The sequence below is a fragment of the Commensalibacter sp. A3DC genome, from assembly GCF_047307945.1.
In the GTDB taxonomy this organism is placed as follows: Bacteria; Pseudomonadota; Alphaproteobacteria; order Acetobacterales; family Acetobacteraceae; genus Commensalibacter; species Commensalibacter melissae.
Window position 1 is genome coordinate 1 of the sequence record NZ_JAXOQA010000047.1, and the last position, 14243, is coordinate 14243.

Below are 14243 nucleotides of genomic sequence, written 5' to 3' on the forward strand. Positions count from 1 at the left end.
CTTTAATTTATTATAGCTACAAATCTTTAAAATGCCACTTGTACGAATTACGCAAACACGACAATAACTTTCATTTCAATTATAATGTACCATCTCATTCAAGCACATTTAACCCTTACGGAAATCTAATTTTAACTGTTTCCCCTGAAGTTAAACAATTAATTGTAGAATTATAATTTTTATATTTTATCCAAAATTTTAATGCGTGTTTTACAAGCAATCGCGAATATGCAATTTTTAATGAAAAAATAAAGAGTGAAAAAATGGATTTCTCACTCTTTTATACACAGTAAATTCAGTAATCTTGAACAAGATTACAATATTTTCCTAATATTGCAATCAAATTTATTGTTTTTTTCTTAATGATTGACGAATGGCAATAGCTGTCAGATTCACGATACCTCGTGCCGTTGTATTTTCCGTAAGAACATGAAGCGGCTTTGTTGTGCCAAGCGTTATAGGACCAATCTGCAGTCCATTTCCAACCACACGACTCAAGGAAAATCCAATATTTGCCGCATCAAGACTGGGCATAATTAACAAATTGGCATTTCCTCTCAAGGGTGAATCATCAATTAATCTCGAACGCAAGGTTTCACTTAACGCAGCATCACCCTGCATTTCCCCGTCAATTTCCAATGAAGGATTCTTTTCACGTATTATGGCCAGGGCTTTTTTCATTTTTAATGCTGATTCAGATTTTCCCGTTCCAAAAGAAGAATAAGATAATAAAGCGGCTCTTGGTACCATACCAAACATAGATACCATTTCAGAAGCCAATAAGGTTAATTCAGCAATTTCCTCAGCCGTAGGGTCCAGATGTAAATAAGTATCCCCCATAAAAAGCGCTACATTTGACTGAATCATAGCAGAAATAGTATGGAATTCCTTTACTCCATCCTGTTTGGGGATAATATTTTTCAATGTCTTAAAATGACGATACCATTCACCAAATCCACCAACAAGTGCTGCATCAACATGACCCTCCCTTAAAAGCATCGCTGCTAGAATTGATTTTCTTCTATAGAGCTGTTCATACGCCAAAGACGGAGGAACACCCGTTCTTTCAACCAATCTCTGATAAGGTTTTTCCAGTGTTTGTAAAAATGCGTTATCCTTTTGGGGGTCATAAACTGTTAAATCCTTACCAATTTTTAAGCTTAACCCCAATTGAGTAATTTTTTCATGAATCCTTTTCTGGTCTCCGATAACATAAGGTAAAACCATCTGTTCATTAACCATAGTTTGAATAGCACGTAAAACCCTATCATTTTCGCCTTCAGAAAAGACAACCTTTTGGATTCCTTTATGTTGATGAACAGCTGCAAATACAGGTTGCATAACCTGACTGGTTCTGAACACAAATTGCATCAGATGCTCCAGATATCCATTAAAATCATCAATCGGACGTAAGGCAACCCCTGTTTGCATGGCCGCTTTTGCAACCGCTGGCGCAATTTCCAAAATTAATCGCGGATCAAAAGGTTTTGGCAAAATATATTCAGGACCAAAGGCAGGTGCCTGACCGCCATAAGCGGCCACGACAACCTCATTGGCTTCTTGTGTCGCCAGATTTGCTAATGCATAAGCGGCGGCTTTTTTCATCTCCTCGTTTATTTCGGTTGCCCCAACATCTAGGGCTCCGCGAAATATAAAAGGAAAACATAAAACATTATTAACCTGATTTGGATGATCAGAACGACCTGTTGCCATAATCGCATCTGATCGAATACTGCCAACCTCTTCTGGAGTGATTTCAGGTTCCGGATTTGCCAATGCCAGAATCAAAGGATTGGATGCCATTTTTGCCACCCATTCTTTTTTCAGAACTCCAGCCACAGAAACACCAAGAAAAATATCCGCACCCGCTATAACATCCTCCAAACGGCGAGCCTGCGTGTCTTTGGCATAACGTGCCATATTTTCTGGCATATTTGGATCGCGGCCTTGCCACACCACTCCATCAATATCCGTTAAAATGACATTTTCAGGTTTTAATCCCAGAGTTACCAATAAATTTACACATGCAATAGCTGCCGCCCCAGCCCCAGAAGTGACCAATTTAACGTCTTCAATTTTCTTATTCTGAATTCGCAAGGCATTAATGGTAGCCGCACTTACGACAATCGCCGTTCCATGTTGATCATCATGAAAAACCGGAATATTCATTCTGGATTTTAGATTCTGTTCAATAATAAAACATTCAGGCGCCTTGATATCCTCCAAATTAATTCCGCCAAAAGTTGGCTCAAGCGCCGCGACAACATTACAGAAATGTTCCGGATCATTGGCATCAACTTCGATATCAAAAACATCAATACCAGCAAATTTCTTGAATAAAACCGCCTTGCCCTCCATAACGGGTTTTCCTGCCAAGGGCCCGATGTTTCCCAACCCCAAAACAGCCGTACCATTGGAAATAACCCCAACCAGGTTACTTTTGGCCGTGTATTTGCTAGCCAAACTAGGATCCCTTTTAATTTCCAAACATGGTGCCGCCACCCCTGGGGAATAGGCTAAGGACAAATCAGTTTGAGTCGCCATTCTTTTTGTTGGTGTTATTGTTAATTTCCCTGGTGTTGGATATTCATGATAATCCAACGCATCTTGCTTAAATTTATGATCCATAATTTCCTCTTCATTGCAATCATGACATTTTTACAAATAAATCTTTGTAAAATTGGTAAAATTATATATCAAAGGCAAATGAAAAGAAAATAGGTTCTATATTCAAGTCGCAACAAGAATGTGGTGCGACCGAGAAGACTCGAACTTCCACGGGGTATTTCCCCACAAGCACCTCAAGCTTGCGCGTCTACCATTCCGCCACGGTCGCACGGGATTGATTTTCATAATTCAATCCAATATGCTTTCTCTATAACCGATGAAAGAGTTTCTAGCAATGGCTATCACACCAATATTTTTGCAAAAAAGCAAAAAAGTTGTTCCCTATCCCACAGCAATTCAATGGATGAAAAATTACGTTCAAAAAATATTTGATGGGAAAGCGGCAGAATGCCTATGGTTTTTGGAACATCCTCCGCTTTACACTGCGGGAACATCGGCAAAAGAGAGCGATTTGTTCAATCCACAGAATTTTCCTGTTTTTCATACTAATCGGGGTGGACAATGGACTTACCATGGTCCAGGAATGCGAATCATCTATGTAATGATGGATTTACGTAAACCCCATCCCACTTTTCCCGATCATGATATTCGCGCATTCATTCACAAACTTGAAGACTGGATCATTCTCACCCTTCAACAATTCAATATCGCAGCAGAAAAAAAAGAAGGGCGTGTCGGATTATGGGTTACCGATCCTGTTACAAAAAAAGAGAAAAAAATTGCCGCAATTGGAATTAAGCTATCCCATTGGATCAGCTGGCATGGAATTGCGTTGAATATTAATCCCAAACTGGAAAATTATTCTGGAATAGTCCCCTGTGGATTGAAGGAATATGGAATTACGAGCATGCATGAACTAGGAATTAATACTTCATTTGATACGATAGACCAAGTCCTCTGTCAAGCCTGGCAGCAAGTGTTTGTCTATTCTCTAAAATTGCGGTCACCACCTTCTGACCTTATGGTTGATCAGGATAGTTAAAATAATTATTTTTAACACTTAAACCCATATGAACATTTGAAATATTCATGATCGTTTGCCGTTTACGCACATCTATAGCTTGCATCTGATCAAGGGTTAACTGACCATTTACATCTTGAAACCGTAGAGTTAACAAACCTTGGGATGGATTATCCCCGCTTGCCAATGAAATTTGCAAAGCCTGTGTTCCCTTTTGTATTGCCGTTACAAGAATGGGTGATGATAAATGAACAGGGCTATTTAGCATTAATCCCAAAGGGTTTCTTGCCAATCCAATATGTGTAACAGAATGATCGTCAAAATTTTTTGCCACCATTTTTTTACCCTTTGCAACAACAATCATTGTGGAAGGGGTTTCATAATTTAAACGTAATTTTCCAGGTATATATACGATACGTCCTTCAGATTGATTACCATTTGACCAAATTTGCGTGAATTGTCCCTCAAATCCCCTTGGATCGTTCAGGGCACTTTCAACCCTTGAAATTGAAACGAGCTCGCAAGTAGGTCTTGCTTTCTGATTAGCCTGACATGCCATTAATATAAACGGAAAAAGCAATATTATTTTTTTGCATATCCCATTCATGATTTTATCTATTCTCATCGCCTTACCTCTTTATATCAAGATGATTAATTCTATATCAGAATTATAAAATATCTTTAATATGCCCTTTGAATTATAACCGTTTTTTGGAATATAATTCATTTTTCCCCAATTCTTGTGATATTCTTCCAAGAACAATGTTCCTTACTTTTCTATTCTATTTCTTATGAAATCAAAATACTTATGATGTTTAAAAAGAAATGGGCAACCATGTTTGATCCCAACAATGCAAAAACAACACCGCACCGTTATTGTGACATGCCAGGATGCAGAGAACCAGCAGAATATCGGGCACCAAAATCCCGTCACCAGTTACATGACTATTATTGGTTCTGTTTTAGCCATATTCGGGAATATAACAAAAACTGGGATTATTTCAGGGGAATGAATACTGCGCAAATAGAGGAACACATGCGTTCCGCCGCCGTATGGGATAAACCTTCGTGGAAGCTTGGTAGATTAGGAAAAAAAAATCTTTTAAATGAGCAATCATTCCATGATCCACTACGGCTTTTTCAAAAAACCAGAACAAAAACACATCATGATACCGGACAGAAACCCAATATCCCACAAGAATTACAAAAAGCTTTGCAATTACTGGAAATTAGCTGGCCACTTTCGTTGGCCAGTTTAAAAAAAAGATATACCAAGCTTGCCCGTAAATATCATCCTGATACAAATGGTGGTGACGCAGATTTGGAAGAAAAATTTAAAAAGATTAATGCAGCTTATTCCCTACTCCGTACATATTTGACAAATATGATTGAAGCAAAATAAAAAATCATTTAGATCATTAAAATAACTCTTCTACACAGGATAATTTCTATGTCCAGATCAACTTCAAACCTAACTAATCCCGATAAAACCAATTTACCTGACATTTCTATGTTATCAAAACCAGATAAATTGTTTAACGTAAGAAAAACCTTTGATATTGATCTTGATATGGAGGTCAAGGGATTTTCAAAAAAAACCTCACTGGTTCCCGATCTGGATCCAAACTATTTTTTTGATCTAGATACCACTCATGCCATTCTTGCAGGATTTCGATATAATCGACGGGTCATGATACAGGGATTTCATGGAACAGGAAAATCCTCCCATATCGAACAAATCGCTGCCCGCCTGAACTGGCCATGTATTCGCATCAATCTCGATAGCCACATTTCCCGTATTGACTTGATTGGAAAGGATGCCATCATCCTAAAGGACGGAAAACAAGTTACACAATTTCAAGAGGGTTTACTTCCATGGGCTTTAGAGCATCCATGCGCACTTATTTTTGATGAATATGATGCTGGCCGTCCTGATGTTATGTTTGTCATTCAACGTGTGCTTGAAACAGAAGGCAAACTGACCTTGCTGGATCAAAATCGAGTTATCCGCCCTGATCCATCCTTTCGTCTTTTTGCAACCGCAAACACCATTGGATTGGGAGATACGACCGGGCTGTATCATGGCACTCAACAAATCAATCAGGGTCAAATGGATCGCTGGAATATTGTTGCCGCACTGAATTATTTACCCCCTCCACAAGAAATTAAAATAATCATGGCAAAAATGAATGTACAGCCTCAGGACGCAGAAACAAAAAAACAGATTGAATCAATGGTAGCATTGGCCAATTTAACCCGAATTGGATTTGCCGAAGGGGAACTGTCTACTGTAATGTCTCCTCGCACTGTCATCAGCTGGGCTGAAAACTATACAATCTTTCATGATCTTGCATTGTCTTTCCGCCTAACCTTCCTAAATAAATGCGACCTGTCAGAACACGGAATTGTAGCAGAATATTACCAACGCTGTTTTAATGTTGACCTTTTAACAACCGATCCTAAAACGGTTTAAACAATATTAAATTATCCGATTTAACAAGAGGATTATAATGCCTAAAAATCAGAAGAACAGACAGACTGATTTACTCAATTTTCAAACCGCTTATAATCCTGAACGTTTCAAACAAGCCCTGATTGGTACCATACATACTTTAAGTGGTTATACGGCAACCAATATCAATTTCTGTTCAAGCACGGTCAACAATCGTCAATATCAATCCAAAAACAACAAGGAAAACGTGTATCTTCCACAACCACCAGAAATACAAGATGCAAAAACCCTGCAATTCATTAGGGGACAAGCTGATGCACTGGCCCTATATCTAAAATATCATGATAATGATCTTCCTTCACCACCAGACTTAACATCAGGGGATGCTCAAAATAGTTTCAATGCCCTGGAACAAGTCCGTGTGGAGGCATTAGGAAGCAAGAAGATGGCAGGGGTTGCCGCCAATCTGCAGGCAGTTATGGAACATAACAGTCATATAGAAGGGCATGCAAGGATGGACAAGGCGGAACAATTATCTCCTGCAAAAGCCCTTTCTTTACTTGTTTATGAAACATTGACTGGAAAAACAGTACCAACAGCATCTCGTAAAATTCTGCAATTATGGCGCAATCAATTAACACCCCAGGGTGAAAAAGCTCTCAAGGCCATGAAAGAGGCTTTGACTGACCAGGATCATTATGCACAAGCTACCAAACAATTGCTTCAAGCCTATCGTTTACTAGAAGGAGAAGAGGAAAAATCCGATAATGGCAAGGAAGAATCCTCTCAAGATACCGCGGATCAAAACAAAGATACCAATCCAGAATACCCTGAAGAAAAACAAGAACAGCAAGAAAGCGAACTTGAACAGCAATTTTCACAAATTCCACTGAATATGGAGGATCAAGAAAAACCGGATTCAACCATGGGAAGTGATAAATCTGAAAAAGCTGGTGGCCCCTCACAACAACCTCCGGATACCCTAGCTGATGTTGAAGATGCATCCTATCACATTTACACAAAATTATTTGATGAGGTAGTTACCGCTGAACAGATTTGCGATGTAAACGAGCTAGACTTCCTAAGAAACCAGCTTGATCAACAATTACAGGAAATACAAAATATCATATCCAAGCTGGCCAATCGTTTACAACGCAAATTGATGTCGCAACAAATCAGAAGCTGGAATTTTGATCAGGAGGAAGGACTTCTCGATGCCAGCAAATTAACAAGAATAATCACCAACCCAACCAATTCTCTGAGTTTTAAACAAGAAAAATCAACCGGTTTTAAGGACACGATTGTAACACTGTTAATCGATAATTCTGGATCCATGCGAGGACGCCCTATTTCGATTGCGGCAATGTGTGGAGATATTCTGGCCAGAACTCTTGAACGTTGTTCCGTTAAGGTAGAAATTCTCGGTTTTACAACCCAGACCTGGAAAGGTGGACGCAGTCGTGAAAAATGGTTGGCTGACAAACGTCCCCAGAATCCAGGACGGTTAAATGATTTACGCCATATTATTTATAAAGCTGCCGACCAGCCATGGCGACGAGCCAAACGTAATTTAGGCCTTATGCTCAAGGATGGCTTGTTAAAAGAGAATATTGATGGAGAGGCTCTTTTTTGGGCGTGGCAAAGACTTAAAACCCGTGTAGAAAAACGTAAAATTTTAATGGTTATTTCTGATGGAGCACCTGTTGATGATAGCACTTTATCGACGAATGGATCAGAATATCTTGAAAATCATCTTAAACGCATGATTCGCAAAATCGAAAATCGTGCTGAAATCGAGCTTGTAGCCATTGGAATTGGGCATGATGTAACACGTTACTACAAACATGCCGTGACAATCACCAAGGCAGAAGAATTAGGGGGAACAATGATTCACGAACTCACCAAACTATTTGATGAAAAAGACAAAATTCAATCTAAATAATTTTCAACCCCTTCATTAATACTCAAGAAAACCGGAGCATTAATGAATACGATCAGGATAACCCTTGCACAAACTGGGAAATTCTTTGACAGGCCTCTTCAAGAACGACATCATCAGCGGCATAAGCTATACGCAAGTAGGGACTTAAACCAAACGCTGATCCGGGAACAACCGCAACATAAGTCTCTTCCAATAATGCTTCAGCAAAATCCTGATCATTGGCAATCAACCTTCCCTGAGCTGTTTTTTTTCCAATACAGCCGGCAATACCTGGATATATATAAAAGGCCCCCTGTGGAATATTACAGCTTATACCATTCATTGCTGAAAAGGCGGCCGTCATTTTTTTACGACGTCGATCATAAGCCAGTTTCATTGATTCAACTTCTTTTTGCGCATATTGCAAAGCCGCAGTAGCAGCTGCCTGACTGACACTGCAGGCACCAGAGGTTGAATTGCTTTGAATTTTAAGCATCGCTCTAATCAAACGCTTTACCCCACCGGCATAACCTATACGCCAACCTGGCATTGCAAAAGTTTTAGAAACCCCATTCGCCGTTAAAATACGATCTTTTAATTCTGGTGCCAAAGCCGCCAATGAATAATGGCGTTGCCCGTCAAAAATCAAATGTTCGTAAATTTCATCAGCAAAAATCCATATCTGAGGATTAATCCTCAATACCTCAACCAATGCCAGCAAGTCTTCTTTTGTCCAGACAGCACCAGTTGGATTGCTGGGGGAATTCAAAATCAGCCATTTAGTCCTAGGCGTAATAGCGGCTTTTAATTGCCTTGCCTTTAAGACAAAATTATCTTTTTCAGGACAAACAACATGAACCGGATTCCCTCCTAGAAATCGTACCATAATCGGATAACTGGTCCAATAGGGTGCCGGAATAATGACTTCATCTTCCAGATCTAAAGTCGCCATCAAGGCATTGAACAAAATCTGTTTAACCCCATTTGCAACCATAATCTCGTCCAATGCATAATCGACACCATTTTCTTCCTTGAATTTTTTTTGTATGGCCTTTTTCAACGATAAAAAACCGTCTATAGGAGGATACTTCGTTTTTCCTTCCAAAGCCGCCTGATAACCTCCCTCAATAGCTATTTTGGGTGTTAAAAAATCAGGCTGTCCCAGGGCTAAGGAAATAACATTTTTTCCTTCTGCTTTCAGAACCCTTGCCCGCATTGACATAGCGATGGTTGCAGGAGCTTCAAACCCGCTCATTCTTGAGGCAAGAGCGGGCTCAATTGCAATTTCCTCATTATTCATAACCAATATCTAGCCCTAACTCAAATTCATGCAGAAATGTTTAATCCGTAAACAGGCTTCCTTAAGCAACTCTGTATTTGTCGCATAGGAAATACGGAAATATCCATCCATCATAAAAGCTGCTCCATGAACTGTGGCTACACCCTCTTCTTCCAGTAAAGCCGTTACGAAATCCTGATCACTATTAATTTTTGTCCCCTTACTGGTTGTTTTACCCAAACAATTTTTCATTGAAACAAACAGGTAAAAGGCCCCCATGGGTTTTAAACAGGATAGACCCGGTGCACCATTTAGGTTATCCAAAACCAGATTTCGCCTTTTTTGATAAGTAGCCACCATATCGGCAACTGAATCCTGTGAACCAGTCAAAGCCTCAACGGTTGCCGCCTGACTAATGGAACAGGGATTGGTTGTGGACTGTCCCTGCAACTTTATCATTGCCTTGATAAATTCTACAGGGGCGGCAGCATATCCAATACGCCATCCCGTCATCGAATAGGCTTTTGAAACACCGTTCATTGTAATTGTGCGTTCTTTAAGGCGTGGTTCAACCTGGACTACTGTTGGGGCAACCACCCCATCGTAAACCAGCTTGGAATAAATATCATCCGTCAAAACCCATACATTTGGATATTGCATCAAGACATCACATAAAGCCTGCAATTCTTCTTTACTGTATACAGCACCTGTGGGATTACAAGGGGAATTCAAAATCAGCCATTTCGTTTTAGACGTAATTGCTGCACTCAGTTGTTCGGGCTGCAACTTGAAACCTGCGTGCTCCTCCTTACAAGGAATGATAACTGGTGTTCCACCAGCCAATGTTACAATATCGGGATAAGAAACCCAACAAGGTGAAGGGATAATGACCTCATCTCCTGGATTAAGACTGGCCATCATCGCATTGAATATAACCTGTTTTCCACCACTGGAAACCATGATTTCTTCAGGTTGGTAGTCAATATTATAATCGGCTTTCAAACGTTGGGCAACTGCCTGGCGGACAGCTGGGGTCCCTCCAACATCTGTATATTTTGTCTGTCCGGACTGAATGGCTGCTATGCCTGCGTTCTTAATATTGATCGGCGTATCAAAGTCAGGTTCACCAGCCGAAAGGCTGATCACATCCTGACCCTTACTTTTCATGGCACGCGCCTTTGCACTAATCACCAGTGTCTGACTAGGCTGTATTTTTTTCAATCGAGCAGATAGAATATCCATTATTACCATTCCAGTTACGTAAACAATTCATTCATATAAAGCTTATCATTATATAAAATATTTATAAAAAACTTTATATAATATAGATCATGTTTTAATTAATTATAATAATTTATTTTTTATAAGACCATTTAACTTTTAAACGATCATTGAATTTAATTTTTCTCTTTTGAAAAATCTATATCGAACGAACTCATTTAAATAAATTTATTAAAACAAGAAAGATTATAAAACCAATGGAAATGGCTATTCTTAAATATCATGTTCTAGATTTCATAAAAAAAAATCAAGCAAAACCGATTCCAGCAAAAATATATCCCGGATTGAAAAATATAACGCAAATTACTGAAAATTTTAAAAATAACCTGGCTAACCAAACAATATTAAAAGAGCTCTGCCAATATTGCCTTACTTTTAAAAATTATATGTTGGCTGAAGCGTTAATAAATTTTCTTATAGAGATAGATTCAAACAATAAGGACTACTATTTTTTTAAGGCAACTATCCTTTTCTTGAAAAAAGATATAAACGCTTCTTTAGAAAAACTGGAAAAGTATCTCAATTTCATTTGTTCTTCTGACCTCTTAACAAGGGATATCATGTCCGAATTGGAAAAAGGTGAAATTACCAATTATTATATGTTTTTTTTACCCAATATCTTACAAAGATATAAATTGCCAATTCCAACCTCCGAATTTAACCTTTATCTTTTTCCCTATTCAATGCACGACGCAAATCAAACAATTCAACAGCGTTATGCAATTTACCTGGGCTATTATTGTGACAGACTTCAAGAACATTTTAGAGATCTGTTAAAAGGGTTACTGGACGAGGAATATGAATTAAATGGAGATACAACCTGGTATCATCTAAATGCAGGAAAATTGCAGTGGCTTCTCCATAATAGACCCTTGGCAGATTATCACTTTCAAAAATCCAAAGAACTGGCTCCTGAAACTTCCGTTTATTTCGACAATGAAGATAGTGGTGTATATAGTTGGTTAACAGAAAAGAGATACCAAAATTTTGAACAGGCTGATAAACATGATGATCCATTTCATCTGGAAAAATGGCAATGGTCATATGCTGATCTAAAAGGTCAACAGGCCGATTTACTATTCATTCTGGGTTGTGATTCCCGGTATTTAAAATATTTACCCAAATTTCTCTTTACTCTTGTAAAAGCACATAAAAGGGTAGATTTTCAAAGTAAAATCGTTCTTGCTCTTGCATTGGAAAATCCATCATCTCAACAAAAAGAATTTCTAAAGGAGATCTCTGAATTTATTCATAACACCATTTCTAATATGCATATTACCTATGGTTATGGTTCCTCACTTTATCGGGATGCAGCCTATTTTACCTGTTTACGTTTTCTTTTTGCGGAAAAACTTTATCAACGTTATCCTACAAAAACCTTTATTCTTGATATTGATCTCACCGTTACAGAGGATTTTTTCAGTAAAAAATTCCCTTTATTTGGCAATTATGATTTTGGTTTGAGACTTTTTGCTTTTGATAAAAATGGTGATCAGCTCGTGGGGGCACCTTGGTGTTTGGGAGCCGGAATTACATATCTAAACCATTCAGAAATCACCCCTAAAATTCTTCATTTTATCGGACATTATATAAAATGGGCTTATGATCCCCATAATTTTACCAATTGGTGTATTGATCAATGTGCTTTGTCACAAGCTGTCGAGCAATTTATACGCCCTTCCTGGAAAAATTTGGTAATAAGAGATATCGATCAAGAGAATTTATTTGATCTATCCAATTATTTTAAATCAAAAAACGATTTTTATTATCAAGCCCCCTACATCAGTGAAAATAATTTTAAGGAACAAATTCAATTATTATTGCATTAATTATATAAATCTTCAAAATAATGCATGAGTGCTGTTTGTAAATCCGGGAGAATAAAATGACACTAGAATTTTCATTATCTCAAAATCAGACCAAATCTTTTACACTAACCAGCGCAGCCCATAACATTGAATTAGGCAATTGGGAGATTAACAATCACCAGCTTGGCATTGAGGATGTTTTATTTTCTATTCAGCAAATCTGTCTGCATGGAGGAAAACAGGAAGGTTCCAGACTGATCATAATTAAATGTCCTGATGGATTGACCATCACCCTGAGCCCAACACGAGGAATGAATGTGATTGAAGCAACAGCTCCTGGCATTCGCCTGGGTTGGGATTCACCTGTAAAGGAGATAGTCAACCCCACTTTCATAAATCTTCAAAGTCGCAATGGCACCGGATGGTTGGAGGGTTTTAACGAAATGATGGTGCGTTGCGGTTATGAATGGTCTGGGCATCCTTTTACCGACACCAATGGTGAGCTTTATAGCCTTCATGGAAAAGCAGCAAATACACCAGCGTCTGAAGTTATTGTTGAGATCGATACTCTATTCCCATACGAAATCAAGATAAAAGGCTTAATTAAAGAAAGCACTTTCAAAAAAACCGATTTACGTGTTCTAACAGAGCTATCCTATATTCCTGGCTCCCACAGTTTTACCCTTCATGATCGCTTGACCAATCATGCCGATTACTCGCATCCCTATCAAATTATTTACCATAGCAATTTCGGTAAACCTCTATTAGAAAAAGATGCAAAATTTATTGCCCCTGTCAAAGAAATAAGTCCTTTTAACAACTATGCTCAAAATGGGCTAGATAATTGGCAAACTTATCGTGAACCTACCAAAGATTTTGATGAAATGGTATTTAATATCATTCCCTATACCAAAAAAGATGGAAGCACCATGGCCGCGTTGCATAATAAAAGCGAAAATAAAGGAGTTTCCATTGAATTCAATACTAAGCAACTTCCCTTTCTAACTTTATGGAAGAACACAGATACCGAAAAACAGGGATATGTCACAGGCATAGAACCAGGAACCAATTTTGCCTATCCTATGACAATTGAACGTGAACAAGGTAGACTTAAAAAACTTCATGCCGGAAAAACAGTTGAATTTAAATTGAGATATAACGCCTTACTTGATCGGCAAGCTGTTGAATTCATGAAAAAGGAAATTACCAATATTCAGGGCAATCAAGAAACCCAAATCAATCAAAAACCAGTCGCACAAGAATAACAGAATTGAAATAAAGGATTAATTGACATATCCCTTGTTCAATCAATCCTTATCCAATATTTGATATATGGATTAAAAAGTTCCTGGATTATAGTTTTTGGTAATACTATCGCAATAAGAGCCTGTTTTAACATACAAAATAACACCATATAAAGTCGATTGAATATAACAGCCAGAAAAAATATCTTTAGCATCTTTTGGAAAATCTGGAGAGGCCCTGCCAATAACATTTTTATGCATGTAATACTCCCCATTTAATAAGCCGTTTACATACCAAGGGTTTGACAATCCAACAAAATCAAAAATTTTCCTTGTTAATGGATGTGTTTTCATAATGGTTTGTTGAGAAGAAAACCTCAAATCATCGCGGATAAATGTAATCCCCTCCACTTTCTTATTACCAAAATGATAAATAGATTGTAAAATTTCCTGTACTATTAATGCATTCTTCTGATGATCTATTCTTTTCAGGTTACATAATGCTGATGACAAAAGCAAAGATGTCCATAAATAACAAATTGGAACCAAAAGCATTATCTTTGAATGACAACCAGCCTTTTGAACATACAGAAATATAAAAATGAAAAAGGCTGATATACCCATCATTTCACGTGTATTACCACTGGGTATATTTAATATAATATTTGA

General features: G+C 38.1%; 11 protein-coding genes and 1 tRNA gene. 6 read left to right on the top strand and 6 right to left on the bottom strand.

From position 1 onward, the window contains the following. Positions 1–345: 345 nt before the first annotated feature. Both U0839_RS06470 and U0839_RS06475 read right to left on the bottom strand, forming a co-directional pair. A complete protein-coding gene (locus tag U0839_RS06470) occupies positions 346–2628 on the bottom strand; it encodes an NADP-dependent malic enzyme (RefSeq protein WP_155564870.1) in 2283 nt (760 codons plus the stop codon). Positions 2629–2749: 121 nt separating this feature from the next. Continuing rightward, a tRNA-Leu gene (locus U0839_RS06475) sits at positions 2750–2836 on the bottom strand. A 66-nt stretch (positions 2837–2902) separates the two neighbouring features. Between U0839_RS06475 and lipB the strand changes: the two genes are divergently transcribed. Next, positions 2903–3610 carry a lipoyl(octanoyl) transferase LipB gene (gene lipB, locus U0839_RS06480; RefSeq protein WP_110439513.1) on the top strand — a complete coding sequence of 236 codons (708 nt, stop codon included), beginning with the start codon at positions 2903–2905 and terminating at the stop codon, positions 3608–3610. On the opposite strand, the gene U0839_RS06485 is transcribed toward lipB, so the two are convergent. Continuing rightward, positions 3588–4214: a LolA family protein gene (locus U0839_RS06485; RefSeq protein ID WP_155564869.1), complete on the bottom strand. Its 627-nt coding sequence runs from the start codon at positions 4212–4214 to the stop codon at positions 3588–3590. The genes lipB and U0839_RS06485 overlap by 23 nt on opposite strands. 183 nt (positions 4215–4397) lie before the next feature. On the opposite strand from U0839_RS06485, the gene U0839_RS06490 reads away from it, so the two are divergent. Genes U0839_RS06490 through U0839_RS06500 form a run of 3 tightly spaced genes read left to right on the top strand, consistent with a single transcriptional unit; the run spans position 4398 to position 7983 of the window. Beyond that, on the top strand, positions 4398–4991 hold the full coding sequence (locus tag U0839_RS06490) for a J domain-containing protein (RefSeq protein ID WP_110439511.1): 594 nt from the start codon (positions 4398–4400) through the stop codon (positions 4989–4991). A 48-nt stretch (positions 4992–5039) separates the two neighbouring features. Continuing rightward, positions 5040–6062, top strand: a complete 1023-nt coding sequence (locus U0839_RS06495) for an AAA family ATPase (RefSeq protein WP_413550315.1) — start codon at positions 5040–5042, stop codon at positions 6060–6062. A 37-nt stretch (positions 6063–6099) separates the two neighbouring features. After that, a complete protein-coding gene (locus U0839_RS06500) occupies positions 6100–7983 on the top strand; it encodes a cobaltochelatase CobT-related protein (protein WP_155564866.1) in 1884 nt (627 codons plus the stop codon). 52 nt (positions 7984–8035) lie between these two features. Here U0839_RS06500 and U0839_RS06505 read toward each other — a convergent pair whose 3' ends face one another. Further along, positions 8036–9262, bottom strand: coding sequence for a pyridoxal phosphate-dependent aminotransferase (locus tag U0839_RS06505; protein ID WP_155564865.1), 1227 nt, complete (start codon positions 9260–9262; stop codon positions 8036–8038). 15 nt (positions 9263–9277) lie between these two features. Beyond that, the gene (locus U0839_RS06510) at positions 9278–10483 is read right to left on the bottom strand and encodes a pyridoxal phosphate-dependent aminotransferase (protein WP_110439508.1); all 1206 of its coding nucleotides are present in this window, start codon (positions 10481–10483) and stop codon (positions 9278–9280) included. A gap of 599 nt (positions 10484–11082) precedes the next feature. On the opposite strand from U0839_RS06510, the gene U0839_RS06515 reads away from it, so the two are divergent. Together U0839_RS06515 and U0839_RS06520 are read left to right on the top strand one after the other, a co-directional pair. After that, positions 11083–12351, top strand: coding sequence for a hypothetical protein (locus tag U0839_RS06515; RefSeq protein WP_155564864.1), 1269 nt, complete (start codon positions 11083–11085; stop codon positions 12349–12351). A gap of 56 nt (positions 12352–12407) precedes the next feature. Continuing rightward, a complete protein-coding gene (locus U0839_RS06520; protein WP_155564863.1) occupies positions 12408–13595 on the top strand; it encodes an aldose 1-epimerase family protein in 1188 nt (395 codons plus the stop codon). 72 nt (positions 13596–13667) lie between these two features. Here U0839_RS06520 and U0839_RS06525 read toward each other — a convergent pair. After that, positions 13668–14243, bottom strand: a 576-nt coding sequence (locus U0839_RS06525; RefSeq protein WP_413550316.1) for a hypothetical protein, incomplete at its 5' end; no start/stop codon positions are given.